We start from the raw sequence: 17,656 nt of genomic DNA, 5'->3' as shown, positions 1-17,656 counted from the left end.
GCACGAGACCAGGTGTGGCATCGGTTGCGGCATCAGGCGGGAGCCGCCCCCGCCGTCCACCGCTGCTCGTCCCGCCCCTGCGCCGGAATCAGGAAGAGGCGGTTCCCGTACGCGGTCACCGCGTGGTCCGGGGCGATCGCCGGGCGGATCACACCGTCGCCGCCCACGGTGAACGTCAGGTTCCGGCCGTTGGGGCCGTAGACCGCGTCGCATTCCCAGATGCCGAGGCCACGGCTGACGGAGCCACGGCTGTCCAGGCAGTAGCCGGGGTATGCGTACGACTGCAGCACGCCGCGCCCGGAGTCGACCCGCCACCGTTGGTCGCGAGAGGACGTGCAGGTGGCCGCGTCGACGTCCGTGCCGTTCTGCGGGGCGCCGTCGATGTCCAGGCACAGGCCCGACCCGGCGTTCACCACCTGGGCGTAGGCGCCGTTGGGCGGGTGGGGTGCGGGGGGCTTCGGCTTCTCGGGAGTGGGCGAGGGACGCGGCGTCCTGGAGGGTTGTGGGGGCTTCGAAGTCTTCGTCGGTTCAGGGGACTTGGTCCTGCGCGTCGGTGAAGGCGACGGGGACGACGTCGCCGAGATCGTCGGCGTCACCGTCACCGCGGACGGCCGCGCGGGTGGGGGCACGGAGTTGGCGGCGCGCTGGGGCTGTGAACTGTTCGACGAGAGCAGGTACATCAGCAGGGGAGCCACCGCGATGCCGAACGCCGCCGAGGCGAGCCCGAAGCGTCGCGACGGCAGCCAGGCCGCTGCCGCGGTGGTCCGGGTCCGGGGCCGGGAGTGCCTGGCAGTGCGGGCGCGCCGGGAAGCACGACCAGGCGCGGTGGATCCGTCCGAGGCGTAAGCCGCGCCGCCCCACACCAGCAGCCCGTCGGCCGACGCGGTGCGCGGGGCGTCCCGCAGCGCGCACTGCTCCTCGTACGCGGCGGCGCAGTGCGCGCACTGCGAGATGTGGGCGTCCAGATCCATTCCGTACCGCGGATGCTCGGGGCGCACCGCCTCCTCGATCAGTCGCCGGAAGCCCTGGCAGCGCGGATCGCCGGAGCTGGCCAGCCGGGCCTTCAGACAGGCCTGACGCAGCGACTGGAAGGCCGGCTCCTTCCCGTACGTCACGTCCTGCGGCGTGAATCCCAGGTAGACGGCCGCTCCGGCGTCGGGCTCCTCGTCCACGACCGTGTACCAGACGAGGCCCTGGACACGGGTCGGAAGGCTGTGGAACGCGGCGAGCATCGGCGGTTCGCGGTCGTCGGCACTCGTCTCGCGCAGGTGGGTCAGCAGGTCCGGATGGAGGCGGTTGCCGCGGTCGTCGGTGGCCCATGCGGCGGCCACGCGCGTGACCAGAAGCAGAAGCTTGTGCCGCCACGGTCCGCGCGGCTCGACGCCGCGCGCCGTCTCGCGGGCGGCCAGCGCGAACGCCTGGGCCGTGAGTCGGCGTGCGCCGGGCTCGTCCATGGCACACAGCCGCGCGTACGCCAGCACGGCGGGCCGGTGCCGCAGGCGCAGCTCGCGCAGCGCCGGGTACGCGGTGGCGGCGTCGGCGCGTATCAGCGCGGTGAGCTGCGTGTCGGGCGTGCTGGTGTGCGGGCCGGCGCCCGCGTTCGCCTTCGCGCCTGCGGTTGTTCCTGCGTGGTTCTCGTCGCCCTGATGCGCCCGAGTCATCCCCGTTCCCCCCTCTTGCCCCCGCCTCGCCACCGTCGGCACCTCGGCGTACCGATTGGTATGGGGTGGGGTCATAGTGGTGGGAAGAGGTCGAAGAGGGTAGGGGTTTCCGCCAGTAACGATGTTTGCGTGGCTTGTTTGTGATGATGGCGCCCGCCGAGCCCCGCTCAGCGGGACCTCGTACGGGCGCCATCAACGAGCTTCACCGTCACGTGCGTTGGGGCCACCTCTGGTGGCCCCACCTGCGGCGGAGCGCTACTCCTCGACCGTCAGGCCTCTCCGGAGGCGTACCAGCGTGCGGGACAGCAGGCGGGAGACGTGCATCTGGGAGATGCCCAGCTCATCGCCTATCTCGGACTGCGTCATGTTGGCGACGAAGCGGAGGGAGAGGATCTTCCGGTCGCGGGAAGGGAGTTCGGCGATCAGGGGCTTCAGGGACTCGACGTACTCGATGCCTTCCAGGCCGTGGTCCTCGTAGCCGATGCGGTCGGCCAGGGCGCCTTCGGAGTCGTCCTCCTCCGGCTGGGCGTCGAGTGAAGATGCGGTGTAGGCGTTGGACGCGGCCATGCCCTCGACGACCTCGTCGTTCGACAGGCCCAGACGCTCCGCCAGCTCTCCCACTGTCGGAGCGCGATCGAGTTGCTGGGCCAGTTCGTCGCCGGCCTTGGCCAGGTCCAGGCGGAGTTCCTGGAGTCGGCGGGGCACGCGCACCGACCAACTGGTGTCGCGGAAGAAACGCTTGATCTCGCCGACGATCGTCGGCATCGCGAAGGTCGGGAACTCCACGCCACGGCTGAGCTCGAAGCGGTCGATCGCCTTGATCAGGCCGATCGTGCCGACCTGGATGATGTCCTCCATCGGCTCGCTGCGGGAGCGGAACCGGGAGGCGGCGAACTTCACCAGAGCGAGGTTCAGTTCGACCAGGGTGTTGCGTACATAGGAGTACTCGTGCGTGCCTTCTTCCAGGGATTCCAGCCGCTCGAAGAGGGTCTTGGAAAGGGCCCGTGCGTCCACCGGCCCCACCTCGTCGTACGGCGGGATCTCCGGAAGGCCGGCGAGTCCGTCGAGGTCCTCCTCGACGAGATCCGCCTGTTCTGGAGAAGGTGTCGACGTCGCCTGGGGGGTCTGCGATGCGTCGAGCCGGGGTGACATGATGTCCTCCATCGTTCTCGGCATATGGCCGCCGATGCCAATACGTGCACTGCGGTGTGCGGCGCCTCCAAAGCCGGCCGTGTTGATTCGTGTCCCTACTAGCCCTACCCGCTTTCGTCAGCCCTCCGCAAGTGCGCTTGTTGAAGAAATGTCCCACTCTGAGCGGTTATTCGGGTGTGGCAAGGTCGTAGAGAGGTCGTAGGGAAGGAACCGCACGGCAGGAGTCGTGGTCGTAGGGAAGGCGTAGTGTTCAAGAGCGTCAGTCATCAGCCACGACGGTCGGAAGAGAGAGACGGCATGGACCGCGGGACGGTCGGCAGCGCACAATCGGGCCGGCTTCTGGTCGAGGTGCGGGAAGAGGGCTCAAGCGCCGTCGTGACCCCGGCGGGTGAGTTGGATCACCACACCGCCGATCTGCTGCGAGTACCGCTCGAGGATTGCCTCGAGCGCGGGTTCGCACGCCTCGTCGTGGATTGTTCGCGGCTCGAGTTCTGCGACTCCACCGGGCTGAACGTGTTGCTCGGCGCCAGGCTCAAGGCCGAGGACGCGGGCGGCGGGGTCCATCTCGCCGGGATGCTTCCGGTCGTGGCCCGGGTGTTCGAGATCACCGGTGCGGCAGCCGTCTTCACTGTGCATGACACGCTCGATGCGGCACTGCGCGAGTGATCGCCGGTACATGACACGCTCGGCGCACTCTGTGTCCTCGATGCGTTCCGCGTGAGTTGTCGCATTCTGTCGCACCCTCCAGAGCGTTTTCGATCAGACCCCCGGTGAGTAACCGCCCGGCTGCGGTGTGCATAGTTATGGCTCAGTTGTCTCTGTGTGATCGGCGCGTTATCAGCGTCACAGTGCTCACGACGAATCAGTGGGTGTTCTGACGGATCGGCCGGGCAGGAGACATCCTGAATATGTCAGCAAGGCCAACGGCAAGCGCGCGGCAGTCCCGAATCCTGAGTGTCCTGAGCTTTCTGAAATGTCTTGAGTCTTGAATCGAGAACTGGTGAATCGGTGAGGTGAAGCGCTGATGAGCACCACCCGGCCTTACCCGCCGGGCGACCGCGGCCCGGAGGCGGGCGTCTGCGGCGCTTCGGGGGAGGCCAGAGACGACGGGTCCGCGCGCCCGGCCGCCCGTCAGGTCCGTCGGCTCAACCTCGACGGGGCGAGCGGGGTCGTCCCCCTCGCCCGTGATTTCGCACGCCAGGCGCTGTACGCGTGGGGCTGGCTGCCCGCCGCGACCGCCGACCGGCGGGCCGCCGCCGAGGACGTACTGCTGGTCGTCTCCGAGCTCGTCACCAACGCCTGCCTGCACGCCGAGGGCCCGGACGAGCTGTGGATCGCCTGCGACAACAAGGTGCTGCGCGTCGAGGTCTCCGACCGGGGCGCCGGCCAGCCCACTCCGCGCACCCCGCACCGCGCCGGGCGCCCCGGCGGCCACGGGATGTTCATCGTGCAGCGGCTGTGCCTGGACTGGGGGGTCGTCCGCGCTCCAGGGGTGGCGGGCAAGACGGTATGGGCGGAGCTCGGGGCGCCCGCTTAGCCGGAAGTAACCCCCACCAAGGGTTACCGCAAGTTCGAAACCATCGTCGTACGCGGCGGATCGATCGAGATCCGGCGCGTCCTTTGTCTTCCCTCCACAAGGCCCCGGGCGTACCTTGACGGCCGATCTGATGTGCCGTCAGGAATGAGGGGACCGTGTCATACCGGACGTACCAGAAACGAACCGCCGCGCTCGCGTTCGCCGCGGCCCTGGCAGGCTCGGCGGTGCTGATGGCCGCCCCCGCAGCTTGGGCCGAGGCCGTCGACGTCGAGTACAACTGCAAGACGCCGATCGGTGACAAGTCCGCCGTCTCGCCCATCGACATCAAGAGCGCCGAGAGCGGCAACGGCTACAAGATCACCATGTCGTGGCAGAAGGGCGTCTCGTCCAGCCCCGTCGAACTGGGCAAGGGCGCGATGAGCCCGAGCGCCACCATCAAGCTGGGCGGCGCCGAGAGCGGCACGCTCGAAGTGAAGGGCCCTCCCAACGCGGAGGCGATCCCTGCCAACACCCCCATCAAGGTCAGCGACTTGAGCGGTACATACACACCGTCCAAGAGCGGCAAGGTCACCTTCACGCCGGGCGTGCTCACCATCAAGGCGCTCGGTACGACGACGACCTGTGAGCCCGGCAACGATCCGGGTCCCGCGCTGAGCCTGGACGTCAAGGCCGCGGGTGGCGGCGGCGGTTCGTCGGAGACCGCCCCCGAGGGCGGCGCGGGCGCCGGCGCCGAGCTCCCGCAGACCGGGCCCGAGGACAACGCGATCGCCCTCGGCACGCTCGGCGGCACGGTGATCCTCGCCGGAGCGGCCGGAGTGCTGTGGCTGACCCGACGGAACCAGGCGCCGCGCTGACCTTTCGTTCTTCTCGCGTACGCGCAGGACGAGCCCACTGCCGTACGCCGCACCAGCAGCTGTGACGTTCCTCTGGAGCCGCCCGTGACATCCGTGCAGTCCGCCGCCCGTGGCCTCTGTGTCCTCGCTCTCGCCGCCGCAGTCCTGCTCGGCCTGCCCGGCGCCGCACCGAACGCCGTGGCCGACGAGGGCTGGTCCGTCGTGCCCTCGGCGGGCGGCCGGGACGGGCGGCCCTCCTTCTACGCGGAGGGCGAGCCCGGTGCGGTCCTTCAGGACACGGTGTCGGTGATCAACCCGGACGACAAGCCGCTCACCGTACGGCTGCGGGGCGCGGACGCCGACAACAGCGCAGAGGGCGGCGGCTTCGCGCTGCGGGCGAAGCCGCGCGACACCGGCGCGTGGATCACCTTCGCCGAGAAGACTGTCAAGGTGCCCGCGCGGACGCGTGCCGACGTTCCGTTCACCATCGGCGTCCCGGAGAGCGTCATCCCCGGCGACCACCCTGGCGCGATCGTCGCGAGCGGCGGCGGTCGGTCCGCCGCCGTACGCGTCCAGCTGCGGGTCGCCGGCCCGACCCTGTCCGCGCTCACGGTTGAGGACGTGGCCGTACGGGACGGCCGGATCTCGTACGACCTGGTCAACCGCGGCAACACCGTACTGACCCCGAAGCTCGCCGTACGCGCCGACGGACTGTTCGGCGAGGTGCTCGACCGCGCCCCGCGCACCCTCCCCGTCGAACTGCTCCCCGGCCGCCGCGTCACCCTCCGCGAGCCCTGGCCCGACCGGCCCACGTTCGACTCGGTCGACCTCCGGCTCACGGTCACGGCAGCGGACGGGGCGCGCGACGAGGCGGGCACGACGGCGCGGTTCGTGCCCTGGGGCGCGGTCGCGGGCCTGGCGGTCGGGCTCGTCCTGTGTGCGGGCGGTGCCGGCTGGCTCGTACGACGTCGAAGGCGCGCCGAGGAGTCCGGCGAGCCCCGTGGACCCGGCGGGCCAGGTGGATCTGGTGGATCCGGTGGGCGCGAACAGCCGCGTACGGATGTCGAGTTGACGGGAGCGGTGACGTGAGCGGGAAGGTGCGGATTCCGGCGTTGGTGGTGGCGGTGCTCGCGCTGCTCGTGCTCCCTCTGGGCGCGGTGGCGACGGGCGCGGACGGGAAACCGGAGGTCAAACTGTCCAAGTCCCAGGCGGGGACGGGCGGTTCGATCACCGTGACCGGCTCCGGATGGCGCCCGGACGCCATCCTCATGATGCTGATCTGCGGCCAGTCCTCGCCCGACCGGGGCGTCATCGGCGGCACCAACTCCTGCGCCAACGCCGACGGCAGGGCCGTCACCACGGACGACAAGGGCGCGTTCAGCAAGAAGCTGCCCGTCGTCGAGCCGCCGCAGCCGTGCCCGTGCGTGGTGCACGTCGCGACCGTGACCGGCCAGAAGGCGGACGCGGACGCGGCGTTCCTGGTGGCAGGGCACGAGGTCGAGCCCCTGCCGAAGGAGGACACCAGCGGGCGGCTCTCGGTGCTCACCGACACCCGGCTCGACGGGTCGAGCGGTGTGCTGACCTGGTTCGGCGCGCCGCCGTCCCGCGACTTCGTCTTCACCGTCGGCAACGTCGGCTCCCTGCCCGTCAAGGATCCCGTCTTCCAAGTCGGCACCTCACACGGCGTGTTCGCCCCGCAGTGGGAGGAACAGCAGTGGCGCGGCACCATCGCGCCCGGCAAGAAGGCGCAGATCGAGCTGCCCGTCGAGCTGTCCGCCGGCGCACACGGCGACTACACGGTCTCGGTGAAGTACGGCGGCAAGGTGCTCGCCGAACAGCCCTGGGGCGTGGGCCGCCCCTGGGGCGTGACGCTCTTCTGGATCCTGCTCTTCATCGTCGTACCGGGCGCCGTGTTCCGCATCGGGATGGCCGTCGTGGACCGCGTACGTCCGCAGGGCAGGTCGAGGCCGGCCGGACGCTGGGGATCCCGCCCGAGGAGCGGCGGCGGGCACGCCGGTCCCCGCCGGAGTCTGCGGCTGCCCGAAGTCACCGTACGCATGCCAAAGTTGAGCTTCTCGTCCACGGCGTCGTCCCCCCACGCGGACGCCGACAGCGACACCAGTACGAACCGGACCTTGCCGTGGTTCACCCCGGACAGCGCTCCGGGAACCGAGGCCGGTCAGCTCTCCGCACCGCAAGAGAACAGCCCTTCGACCCCCACCAGAAAGGGAAACTCGTGAGCACGCTACGGAGAGTCCGGCCAGGAGACGGCGGATTTGGGGTGCGGAAGCCCACCAGAGCGAGCGCGGCCGGAGTCGCGCTCATGCTCGGCGGCGCGGGCATCCTGCTCGGGGTGACGGCGGCGCCGGCGCAGGCGGCCGAGGTGTCGTACAAGACCGAGTGCGTACCGCCCGCGATCTCCGGGATGGATCCCGTGCAGGGCACGACCAAGGTGGAGATCACCGCGCCCGCCGAGGCGAAGGTCGGGGACGAGGTGCAGATCACCTGGAAGTTCGTCCAGGCCGCCTCCAAGAACCCCGACCTCATCGACCTGGAGAAGGACACCGTCCAGCCGACCGGCACCCTCAAGGCGAGCGGCGCGCAGACTGCGGACATCGCGATGGAGGGGCCGCGGCAGAACCCCGCCATCCCCAAGAACAGCGACATGAAGCTCTCCGACATGAAGGGCACGCTGAAGCTGACGACGGCCGGAGAGGTCACGCTGACCCCGGACGCGTACAACGTCAACGTCAACAAGCCGGTGTCCGCGGACACCAAGTGCACGCCCAAGGAGGCCGTGAAGTCCGCAGCGACGATCAAGGTGAGCGGGGACTCGGGCGGGACGACCGGTGGGCTGCCGACAGGCGTCCCGTCGGTGCCGACCGAGGTGCCTACGGGGCTGCCGACCGGGAGTACGCCTCCGTCGTCTCCCTCGGAACCTTCCGAGAGCGCGACCGGGGGTGGCAGCGGGGGCGGTTCGTCGGGCTCCGGTGGCTCGGACTCCGGCGGTTCCGGGGGCGGGCAGACCGAGTTCACCGGCAAGGAGGTCGAGATTCCCTACGAGTGCAAGACACCGATCGGGGACAAGAACGCGACCTCTCCCGTACAGATCGACGCCAAGAAGGACGGCGGGAACTTCGGGCTGACAGTGCAGTTCAAGAAGTCGGTCATGGACAGCCCCGCGGACATCCCGGCGGACTCCGTGAAGCCCTCGATGGAGGTCGTGCTGGGCGGCGCGGACAAGGGCACGGTGCATGTGGAGGGCCCGACGAACCCTGAGCCGATCAAGTCGGGTGACCCGATCGAGGTTCCCGACCTCAAGGGCACGTACAAGCCGGGCGCGGACGGCGAGTCGACGCTGTCGCCGGGCGTGCTGACGGTGGAGGCACTGGGCACGACGACGACGTGTACGCCGGCCAAGAGTGAGGTTTCGCTGACGCTGGATACGTCGTCGCAACCGGGCGGGGCCGCGGGTGGCTCGGGCTCCGGTTCGGGTTCCGGCTCCGGTACGTCGGGGGCAGGCCCCGCGTCCTCAGGCGGCGGCCTCGCGGACACGGGCTCCGACGACAACGGTCTGCTGCGGGCGCTCGGCCTGCTGGCGGGCACGACGATCCTGCTGGGCGGTGCGGTGTTCACGTTCATGCCGCGACGTCGCCTTCGTTAGCAGTATCCACACCCCCAACTACCCGCAGCCTCCCACCGGCGGGAGGGGACGTGGGCCGGTGCGTCGTATGCCCGTCGCTTAGCTTCGGTCTGGGCATACCAGAACCCTGTGTGAGCAAGGGGCCGTATGCCCTGTTGGCGACGGGCTGACGCACCGGCCCGCGGCCCCGCACCCCAGCGAACCCAGGGGCGCGGGGAACTGCGCGAGCAACCACGACGGCGCCGCACCCGCTCAACCGCCGGAGGCACCCTGCGGAGCTTTTGGTGAGATCTCGATCTTCGGCCGCGGGGGTTGTCCGTCGCGGACTACCATCAGTCCATGACCCGAGTACTGCTCGCCGAGGACGACGCGTCCATTTCGGAGCCGCTGGCCCGCGCTCTGCGTCGGGAGGGTTACGAGGTCGAGGTACGCCAGGACGGGCCCACCGCGCTCGACGCCGGTATTCAGGGTGGCGTCGATCTGGTCGTGCTCGACCTCGGGCTGCCCGGTATGGACGGACTGGAGGTGGCCCGCCGGCTGCGTGCCGAAGGGCACACCATCCCGATCCTCATCCTCACCGCGCGCGCCGACGAGGTGGACACCGTCGTGGGGCTCGACGCGGGCGCCGACGACTACGTCACCAAGCCGTTCCGCCTTGCCGAGCTGCTCGCCCGGGTGCGGGCGCTGCTTCGGCGCGGGGCCGCGGAGCCGCAGCAGGCGCCCGCCACGCATGGGGTGCGCATCGACGTCGAGTCACACAGGGCGTGGATGGGTGACGAGGAACTCCAGCTGACGGCCAAGGAGTTCGATCTTCTGCGGGTGCTGGTCAGGGACGCGGGGCGGGTCGTCACGCGGGACCAGCTGATGCGCGAGGTGTGGGACACGACCTGGTGGTCTTCCACCAAGACCCTCGATATGCACATCTCGTGGCTGCGCAAGAAGCTCGGTGACGACGCGGCCAACCCTCGGTACATCGCGACGGTACGGGGCGTCGGCTTCCGCTTCGAGAAAAGCTGAACCCACTCCGGAGCAGTGCGGCGCCCAGGGGCACACTGGACCTCGTAAACCAGCAGCTCGGAGGGCCCCGTGCGTCGCCGTCTTATTCAGTCCACTCTCGCCGTGGTCCTTGTCGTGATCGCTGTGTTCGGGGTCTCCCTTGTCATCGTGGAGACCCGGACGATCGGTGCCAGTGCGCAGGAACGTGTGGATCTGGAGGCGCTGCGGCTGGCCAGCATCGTCGACAGCCGGATTCTCGGGGACGAGCAGATCAATGCCGAGATACTCGAGGACCAGGTCACGGACCAGCGCTATGCGCGGGTCGAGATTCCGGGCCGGGACCCGATCGAGGTCGGCACCAAGCCCACCGGCGAGGTCATCCAGTCGAAGGAGGCCGTCGGTGAGGAGGGCGAGACGGTCGTCGTCGAGGAGCCGCGGTCCTCGATCACCCGTGAAGTCGGCCGTACGTTCCTGATCATCGGCGCCGTCGCCCTGCTCGCGGTGATCGCCGCCGTCCTGCTCGCCGTCCGCCAGGCGAACCGGCTCGCCTCCCCGCTGACCGACCTCGCGGAGACCGCCGAGCGGCTCGGCTCCGGGGACCCGCGTCCGCGCCACAAGCGGTACGGAGTGCCGGAGCTGGACCGTGTCGCCGATGTGCTGGACAGCTCAGCCGAGCGCATCGCGCGGATGCTCACAGCCGAACGCCGACTGGCCGCCGACGCCTCCCACCAGCTCCGTACGCCCCTCACCGCCCTGTCGATGCGCCTGGAGGAGATCACGCTCACCGACGACCCGGACACGGTGAAGGAGGAGGCGATGATCGCGCTCGGCCAGGTCGAGCGCCTCACGGACGTGGTGCAGCGGCTGCTCACCAACTCGCGCGACCCGCGCACCGGCTCGGCCGTCACCTTCGACTTGGACGAGGTCATCAACCAGCAGCTCGCGGAATGGCGCCCCGCCTACCGCAGCGTGGGCCGCGCCATCGTCAGCTCCGGCAAGCGGCATCTGCAGGCCGTGGGTACGCCCGGAGCCGTGGCCCAGGTGCTCGCCGCCCTGATCGAGAACTCGCTGATGCACGGCGGCGGCACGGTCGCTCTGCGTACCCGCGTCACCGGCAACCAGGCCGTGGTCGAGGTGACCGACGAGGGCGAGGGAGTCCCCGCCGAACTCGGCGCCCGGATCTTCGAGCGGGCCATCAGTGGCCAAAACTCGACGGGTATCGGCCTCGCCGTGGCCCGTGATCTGGCGGAGGCGGACGGCGGACGGCTCGAAATGCTCCAGGCGCAGCCGCCGGTCTTCGGCTTGTTCCTGTCCCGTACGCCGAAGAAGCGGGCGTCGGCGGGGCAGGAGCCGGAGACGGTTCGATAGCCGGGTCAGCGAACGCGCGTGAACTGCCGGGTCGGGCGGTCCTCCGCCAGCAGGGCCTCCGGCGTCAGGAACGATTCGGCACTGGCCACGGCCTCGCGGGCCGGGAGCGAACGGAACACCCAGGTGCGGTAGGACCAGAAGCGGAACAGGGTCGCGATACCGATGCCGAGGAACTTGAAGAAGTTGCTCTGCAGGGCGCTGTCGAGGTCGAGGCCGTACGTGGCGACGTACAGAATGCCGTTCTCGATCACCAGGCCGATGGCGCTGAACAGCAGGAAGAGCGAGAGTTCCTTGGTGCGGCCGCTCTTGTCGCGGTCGCGGTAGGTGAAGTAGCGGAAGCCTATGTAGTTGGAGACGATCGCCACCACCGTGGCGATCACACTGGCCCGCACGACCTGCAGATCCGTGGTGCTGCGGACGAGGTTGAAGACGAGGAGATTGACCCCCAGCCCCAGGCCGCCGACCACCCCGAACTTGGCGAGCTCCCGTGTCAGCCGGTCGATACGCTGGCGTACCACGCTGCGCGGCGCGGCATGTGCCCCGCGTGAACCACCTTTGCCCATGGTGTCGCCCAGCCCCCGTCTCGTCGGATACGCCAACTTCGTCAACCTTCGTCGACTCGACCATGCTATCCAGCCCGACTGGTCCAGTCCTGGGCAGAGCCCGAAGATGTGGCCAGTATGTGATGAGCATGCGGAAGTTTCGATGATCATGAGCGCGGCTGAGGCGCCCCGGCATGGCCGTTACCCTGGGTGCGTGACTTTCCCGGTAGTCGGCATGGTCGGCGGAGGCCAGCTCGCGCGTATGACGCACGAGGCTGGCATCCCGCTCGGCATCAGATTCAAGCTCCTCAGTGACACCCCGCAGGACTCCGCGGCGCAGGTCGTCGGCGATGTCGTCGTCGGCGACTATCGCGATCTCGACACGCTGCGTGACTTTGCGCGGGGCTGCGATGTGATCACCTTCGATCACGAACATGTGCCCACCGAGCATTTGCGGGCCCTGGAGGCGGACGGAATTCCCGTACGCCCCGGCCCCGACGCTCTGGTGCACGCCCAGGACAAGGGTGTGATGCGCGAGCGGCTCGACGCGATCGGGGTGCCGTGCCCACGGCACCGGATCGTGAGCGACCCGGCCGATGTCGCCGCGTTCGCGGAGGAGGGCGACGGCTTCCCGGTCGTCCTGAAGACCGTCCGCGGCGGCTATGACGGCAAGGGCGTGTGGGTCGTGGAGTCCGCGGAGGAGGCCGAGGATCCCTTCCGCGCCGGTGTCCCGGTGCTCGCCGAGGAGAAGGTCGACTTCGTACGGGAACTCGCCGCGAACGTCGTCCGCTCGCCCCACGGCCAGGCGGTCGCGTACCCCGTCGTGGAGTCGCGGCAGGTCAACGGCGTCTGCGACACGGTGATCGCCCCCGCCCCGGACCTCCCCCAGGAGCGGGCGCTGAAGGCCGAGCAGCTCGCCCTGAACATCGCCAAGGAACTCGATGTCATAGGCCACCTCGCCGTGGAGCTCTTCGAGACCCGCGACGGCCGCATCCTGGTCAACGAACTGGCCATGCGCCCCCACAACTCCGGCCACTGGTCCCAGGACGGCGCGATCACCTCCCAGTTCGCCAACCACGTCCGCGCGGTCCTCGACCTGCCGCTCGGCGACCCGCGCCCGCGCGCGAAGTGGACGGTCATGGTGAACGTCCTCGGCGGCGACTACCCCGACATGTACTCCGCGTACCTGCACTGCATGGCCCGCGACCCGAAGCTCAAGATCCACATGTACGGCAAGGACGTGAAGCCCGGCCGCAAGGTCGGCCACGTCAACACCTACGGCGACGACCTGGCCGACGTCCTCGACCGCGCCCGTCACGCAGCCGCATACCTGAGAGGGACGATCACCGAATGAGCACTGCGCCAGAGTCGCCCGTCGTCGGCATCGTCATGGGCTCGGACTCCGACTGGCCTGTCATGGAGGCGGCGGCCCAGGCCCTGGACGAGTTCGAGATCGCGTACGAGGTCGATGTCGTCTCCGCGCACCGGATGCCGCGCGAGATGATCGCGTACGGCGAGGAGGCGGCCGACCGCGGCATCAAGGTGATCATCGCGGGTGCGGGCGGGGCCGCCCATCTGCCGGGCATGCTCGCCTCCGTGACCCCGCTGCCCGTGATCGGCGTGCCCGTGCCGCTGAAGCACCTGGACGGCATGGACTCGCTGCTGTCGATCGTGCAGATGCCCGCCGGAGTGCCGGTCGCCACCGTGTCGGTCGCCGGCGCGCGCAACGCCGGACTGCTCGCTGCCCGCATCCTCGGCACCCACGACGAGGAACTCCGCGGCCGTATGCGGGAGTTCCAGCAGGAGCTGAACGACCAGGCTTCGGAGAAGGGCAAGCGGCTGCGCGCCAAGACCGAGGGCGCCGCGGGCTTCGGCTTCGGTTCGGGGAGCTGAGAGCATGACGTCCCTGGACGAAGCCCGGGAACTGCTGCGGGAGTTCCCGATCGCCGACGGGCACAACGACCTTCCCTGGGCCCTGCGCCAACAGGTCCGCTACGACCTCGACGCCCGCGACATCTCCGCCGACCAGAGCGCGCACCTCCACACGGATCTGCCGCGGCTGCGCGCGGGCGGCGTGGGCGCCCAGTTCTGGTCGGTGTACGTCCGCTCGGACCTGCCGGAGCCCGTGTCCGCCACCCTCGAACAGATCGACTGCGTACGGCAGTTGATCGCGCGCCATCCCGCGGACCTGAGGGCAGCGCTGACGGCCGCCGACATGGAGGCGGCGCGCGGCGAGGGCCGCATCGCCTCGCTGATGGGCGCGGAGGGCGGCCACTCGATCGCCAACTCCCTCGCCACGCTACGGGCGCTGTACGCGCTGGGCGTCCGCTACATGACCCTCACCCACAACGACAACATCCCCTGGGCGGACTCCGCGACGGACGAGCCGGGCGTCGGTGGCCTGTCGGCCTTCGGCCGCGAGGTGGTCCGGGAGATGAACCGCGAGGGCATGCTCGTCGACCTCTCCCACGTCGCCCCGACGACGATGCGCGACGCCCTCGACACGACCATCGCGCCCGTGATCTTCTCCCACTCCTCCGCACGCGCGGTGTGCGACCACCCCCGCAACATCCCGGATGACGTACTGGAACGCCTGCCGGCCAACGGCGGCGTCGCGATGGTGACCTTCGTCCCGAAGTTCGTCCTCCAGGCGGCCGTCGACTGGACGGAGGCGGCGGACGACAACATGCGCGAGCACGGCTTCCACCCCCTGGACACCACCTCGGAGGCGATGAAGGTCCACCGCGCCTTCGAGGACGCGCACCCCCGCCCGGTCGCCACGGCCGCGACGGTCGCCGACCACCTGGACCACATGCGCGAGGCCGCCGGAATCGACCACATCGGCATCGGCGGCGACTACGACGGCACAGCCTTCACCCCCGACGACCTGCACGACGTCTCGGGCTACCCGAACCTCATCGCCGAACTCCTGAACCGCGGCTGGTCAAAGCCCGACCTCGCCAAGCTGACCTGGCAGAACGCGGTACGAGTGCTGGGAGCGGCGGAGGACGTGGCACGCGACGAACGCTCCCGCAGGGGTCCGTCGAACGCGACACTGGCGCAACTGGACGGCTAAGCGGGCTTCTGCCGTTGGGCGGGATCCCCGATCAACATGGTCGGAGCTCCCTTCACTCGCGTCAGGAACACGGTTGCCGAGTTCGGCCCCTGCGGCTTCACCTTGCGCCGGAGTTCCTCCGGCTCGACCGCTGAGCCGCGCTTCTTGACGGTCAGGGTGCCGACCCCGCGCTCTCGTAGCAGCGCCTTCAACTTCTTTACGTTGAAGGGGAGTTGGTCGGTGATCTCATAGGCGGTGGCGTACGGGGTCGGGGTCGCGGCGTCCGCGGTGACGTACGCGATCGTCTCGTCGAGCAGCCCGCCGCCTACCTCGTCTGCGACCTCCGCGACCAGGTGCGCGCGGATGACGGCACCGTCGGGTTCGTACAAGTACCGCCCCGGCGGCCGCACTTGAGGATCGGGCAGCCCGCGCCCACGCAGGCTGCGCGGCCCCGGCAGCAGGGTGGCACGCACAAGCCCGGGCTCGGTGCCGAACCACAGCACCGCCTCCTTCACATCCCCGGCATCCGAGACCCACTCGGCCTCGGCGTCACCCGGAACCGCCTCGTGCGGAATCCCGGGCGCGATCTTCAGCGCGGCCCGAGGCGCCTTGTGAGCCGCGTCGATAGCCCAGGCGAGAGGCGGCGAATAGGCCTCGGGATCGAAGATCCGCCCTCGTCCACCCCTCCTCGCGGGGTCGACGAAGACCGCGTCATACGAGGACGTATCGACCTCCGTGACATCCGCCTCCCGTACGTCGATCAGGTCGCCGAGCCCCAGCTCGTCGGCGTTCGCTCGCGCCACCGCGCAGGTCAGCGGGTCGCGATCGACAGCCAGGACACGTACCCCCGCGCGGGCGAGGGCGATGGCGTCCCCGCCGATGCCACAGCAGAGATCGGCGACGGACCGTACGCCGAGCTCCGTGAAACGCTTCGCCCGGTACGCCGCGACCGTCGCCCGAGTCGCCTGCTCGACCCCGTTCGCGGTGAAGAACATCCGCCCGGCGTCAGCGCCCCCGAACTTCGCCACCGCCCGCTGCCGCCACCGCGCCTGCGCGATGGCCGCGGACACGAGCTCAGCGGGATGCTCCCGCCGCAACCGCGTGGCCACGGCCAGCTCCTGCGCCGGTTCGACCTCCCGCACCTCGTCGAGCAGAAACCGTCCGCGGTCGGTGAGCAGCGCGGCGAAGGAGGCCAGGGGGTCGTGATCGTCCACAGCCCCATTGTGGGCCAGTCGGTGGACGGTACGCGCCCGGTGGCGGTGTCGGCGGGCTCGTACGGCTCATGGCCTGTGAGGATCCGGGGCCATGCGATCGGTACGACAAGATGGCAAAGTCGGCCTCCGTCGCGCCCTGGCCACGGCCGTACTCACGTCCGCACTGCTGGCCGCAGGCGCCACCGGCTGCGCCCGGCCCATCGCCCCGGCCGAACACCTCGACAGGCTCGACAAGAAGGCGACATCGACGGTGGGCGCCCACAGCGTCCCGGCCGCGACGTACCGTCGCTGGGGCCTCCCCGCCCCGCTCGCCCCGGCACCGGAACCACCCGCCCGCCCCGCCGTACGCCCCGCGGGTCCCGGCCTGCCGCCCGTCGTCGACCGTGTCCCCACCCGCGACAAGGTCGTCTTCCTGACCTTCGACGACGGCGCCGAGCGCGACCCGCGGTTCGTCGACCTGGTCCGCGAACTCCGGCTGCCGGTCAGCATGTTCCTCACGGACAGCGTCGTAGGACCGGGATACGCGCACTTCGGCCGCCTGCGCGCGGCAGGCGCAAGCGTCCAGAACCACACCCTGGACCACCCCTACCTGCCCGGCCTCCCCTACGCCGGCCAACGAGCCGAGATCTGCGGCCAACAGGACAAACTCAAGCACCGCTTCGGAATCCGCCCCCACCTGTTCCGCCCCCCGTACGGCGCCTACAACCACGACACGCTCAGAGCGGCGGCGGACTGCGGAGTAGCAGCGGTGGTCCTGTGGAGCGACGCGAAGCGCCTACGGCCGGGCGACATCCTCCACTGCCCGGAGGGCCGCGACGGCGCAACCCTCGCGGAGACGACGACGCGAATGCTGAACCACATCCAGCGGCAGGGCTTCACGGTGGCAAGGCTGGAGGACTACCTCTGAGGCCTTCTGCGGGGCTCGGAGGCGGGGCGGGGGCGCAGTCGGCGCGCGATCTCCAACCGGCCCAGCCATATTCAGCCCGTCCGGCGCTTGAGGACGAGGCCGAAGGCCGATACGGGGGTCTGGGGGCGAAGCCCCCAGAGGACGCCGGCACCAACGCAGGGTGCCCAAACCCCCGAACACGCCGGAGGCGATTGGCACTCCGCTTGACCGAGTGCTAATCGCGGTCATAGTCTCAGGTCTGGCACTCCCCACTGGAGAGTGCCAACAACGCGACGGGCAGGTCCGGCACCCGCGACGACGGATCGACCTGGTCGCCACCTCAGACAGTTAACCCCGTGAGATCTCCGAAGGGGGAGGTCGGATCGTGACGACCGCCAGCTCCAAGGTTGCCATCAAGCCGCTCGAGGACCGCATTGTGGTCCAGGCCGTCGAGGCCGAGCAGACCACGGCCTCGGGCCTGGTCATCCCGGACACTGCGAAGGAGAAGCCCCAGGAGGGCGTCGTCCTTGCCGTGGGCCCGGGCCGGTTCGAGAACGGCGAGCGCCTGCCGCTCGACGTAAAGACCGGCGACATCGTGCTGTACAGCAAGTACGGCGGCACCGAGGTGAAGTACAGCGGCGAGGAGTACCTCGTCCTCTCGGCTCGCGACGTGCTCGCGATCATCGAGAAGTAATTCACCCAGGTTTGCTTTGAACCGCGCCCCTGGCCCCCTGCGACCACTAAGAAGCCGGGCGCCGGGGGCGCGGTT

General features: G+C 69.8%; 17 protein-coding genes. 13 read left to right on the top strand and 4 right to left on the bottom strand.

Translation table 11 applies throughout. The features are described from left to right. Positions 1 to 32: 32 nt before the first annotated feature. Both ACQEVY_RS17695 and ACQEVY_RS17690 read right to left on the bottom strand, forming a co-directional pair. Positions 33 to 1,661, bottom strand: a complete 1,629-nt coding sequence (locus ACQEVY_RS17695) for a ricin-type beta-trefoil lectin domain protein (RefSeq protein ID WP_432949548.1) — start codon at positions 1,659 to 1,661, stop codon at positions 33 to 35. A 255-nt stretch (positions 1,662 to 1,916) separates the two neighbouring features. Further along, positions 1,917 to 2,813 carry an RNA polymerase sigma factor SigF gene (locus ACQEVY_RS17690; RefSeq protein WP_388679047.1) on the bottom strand — a complete coding sequence of 299 codons (897 nt, stop codon included), beginning with the start codon at positions 2,811 to 2,813 and terminating at the stop codon, positions 1,917 to 1,919. Positions 2,814 to 3,110: 297 nt separating this feature from the next. On the opposite strand from ACQEVY_RS17690, the gene ACQEVY_RS17685 reads away from it, so the two are divergent. From ACQEVY_RS17685 to ACQEVY_RS17650, 8 genes are all read left to right on the top strand, one after another. After that, positions 3,111 to 3,479 carry an STAS domain-containing protein gene (locus tag ACQEVY_RS17685; RefSeq protein WP_328774125.1) on the top strand — a complete coding sequence of 123 codons (369 nt, stop codon included), beginning with the start codon at positions 3,111 to 3,113 and terminating at the stop codon, positions 3,477 to 3,479. A gap of 358 nt (positions 3,480 to 3,837) precedes the next feature. Continuing rightward, the gene (locus ACQEVY_RS17680; RefSeq protein WP_432949545.1) at positions 3,838 to 4,350 is read left to right on the top strand and encodes an ATP-binding protein; all 513 of its coding nucleotides are present in this window, start codon (positions 3,838 to 3,840) and stop codon (positions 4,348 to 4,350) included. A gap of 155 nt (positions 4,351 to 4,505) precedes the next feature. Then, positions 4,506 to 5,204, top strand: coding sequence for an LPXTG cell wall anchor domain-containing protein (locus ACQEVY_RS17675; RefSeq protein ID WP_432949543.1), 699 nt, complete (start codon positions 4,506 to 4,508; stop codon positions 5,202 to 5,204). Positions 5,205 to 5,288: 84 nt separating this feature from the next. Beyond that, the gene (locus ACQEVY_RS17670) at positions 5,289 to 6,272 is read left to right on the top strand and encodes a COG1470 family protein (RefSeq protein WP_432949541.1); all 984 of its coding nucleotides are present in this window, start codon (positions 5,289 to 5,291) and stop codon (positions 6,270 to 6,272) included. Then, positions 6,269 to 7,423 (top strand): hypothetical protein, encoded by a 1,155-nt coding sequence (locus ACQEVY_RS17665; protein WP_432949539.1) that lies wholly within the window; start codon positions 6,269 to 6,271, stop codon positions 7,421 to 7,423. Before ACQEVY_RS17670 ends, ACQEVY_RS17665 begins: the two co-directional genes overlap by 4 nt. A gap of 83 nt (positions 7,424 to 7,506) precedes the next feature. Then, the gene (locus tag ACQEVY_RS17660) at positions 7,507 to 8,847 is read left to right on the top strand and encodes a hypothetical protein (RefSeq protein ID WP_432955275.1); all 1,341 of its coding nucleotides are present in this window, start codon (positions 7,507 to 7,509) and stop codon (positions 8,845 to 8,847) included. Positions 8,848 to 9,165: 318 nt separating this feature from the next. Continuing rightward, positions 9,166 to 9,843: a response regulator transcription factor gene (locus tag ACQEVY_RS17655; protein ID WP_165344433.1), complete on the top strand. Its 678-nt coding sequence runs from the start codon at positions 9,166 to 9,168 to the stop codon at positions 9,841 to 9,843. Positions 9,844 to 9,912: 69 nt separating this feature from the next. After that, positions 9,913 to 11,190 (top strand): ATP-binding protein, encoded by a 1,278-nt coding sequence (locus tag ACQEVY_RS17650; protein ID WP_432949536.1) that lies wholly within the window; start codon positions 9,913 to 9,915, stop codon positions 11,188 to 11,190. 5 nt (positions 11,191 to 11,195) lie between these two features. Here ACQEVY_RS17650 and ACQEVY_RS17645 read toward each other — a convergent pair whose 3' ends face one another. After that, entirely contained in the window at positions 11,196 to 11,753 is a 558-nt protein-coding gene (locus ACQEVY_RS17645; RefSeq protein ID WP_432955273.1) for a GtrA family protein, read from the bottom strand. A 193-nt stretch (positions 11,754 to 11,946) separates the two neighbouring features. Here ACQEVY_RS17645 and ACQEVY_RS17640 point away from each other — a divergent pair, with 193 nt between their 5' ends. From ACQEVY_RS17640 to ACQEVY_RS17630, 3 genes are read left to right on the top strand one after another with little or no spacing between them, the layout of a single operon-like run. Further along, positions 11,947 to 13,086, top strand: coding sequence for a 5-(carboxyamino)imidazole ribonucleotide synthase (locus tag ACQEVY_RS17640; protein WP_432949534.1), 1,140 nt, complete (start codon positions 11,947 to 11,949; stop codon positions 13,084 to 13,086). Then, on the top strand, positions 13,083 to 13,625 hold the full coding sequence (gene purE / locus ACQEVY_RS17635) for a 5-(carboxyamino)imidazole ribonucleotide mutase (RefSeq protein ID WP_432949532.1): 543 nt from the start codon (positions 13,083 to 13,085) through the stop codon (positions 13,623 to 13,625). Before ACQEVY_RS17640 ends, purE begins: the two co-directional genes overlap by 4 nt. A 4-nt stretch (positions 13,626 to 13,629) precedes the next feature. Next, positions 13,630 to 14,808 carry a dipeptidase gene (locus ACQEVY_RS17630; RefSeq protein WP_432949530.1) on the top strand — a complete coding sequence of 393 codons (1,179 nt, stop codon included), beginning with the start codon at positions 13,630 to 13,632 and terminating at the stop codon, positions 14,806 to 14,808. Here ACQEVY_RS17630 and ACQEVY_RS17625 read toward each other — a convergent pair. Next, positions 14,805 to 16,001, bottom strand: a complete 1,197-nt coding sequence (locus tag ACQEVY_RS17625) for a class I SAM-dependent methyltransferase (protein ID WP_432949528.1) — start codon at positions 15,999 to 16,001, stop codon at positions 14,805 to 14,807. The two genes, ACQEVY_RS17630 and ACQEVY_RS17625, sit on opposite strands and share 4 nt — an antisense overlap. Before the next feature lie 91 nt (positions 16,002 to 16,092). Here ACQEVY_RS17625 and ACQEVY_RS17620 point away from each other — a divergent pair, with 91 nt between their 5' ends. Both ACQEVY_RS17620 and groES read left to right on the top strand, forming a co-directional pair. After that, a complete protein-coding gene (locus ACQEVY_RS17620) occupies positions 16,093 to 16,908 on the top strand; it encodes a polysaccharide deacetylase family protein (RefSeq protein ID WP_432949526.1) in 816 nt (271 codons plus the stop codon). A gap of 364 nt (positions 16,909 to 17,272) precedes the next feature. Further along, on the top strand, positions 17,273 to 17,581 hold the full coding sequence (gene groES, locus ACQEVY_RS17615) for a co-chaperone GroES (protein ID WP_328769227.1): 309 nt from the start codon (positions 17,273 to 17,275) through the stop codon (positions 17,579 to 17,581). Positions 17,582 to 17,656: the final 75 nt, after the last annotated feature.

It is taken from the genome of Streptomyces sp. CA-288835 (genome assembly GCF_050936385.1).
In the GTDB taxonomy this organism is placed as follows: Bacteria; Actinomycetota; Actinomycetes; order Streptomycetales; family Streptomycetaceae; genus Streptomyces.
The sequence above is the reverse complement of the archived record's forward strand: the minus strand, read 5'-3'. Positions and strand labels throughout refer to the sequence as shown.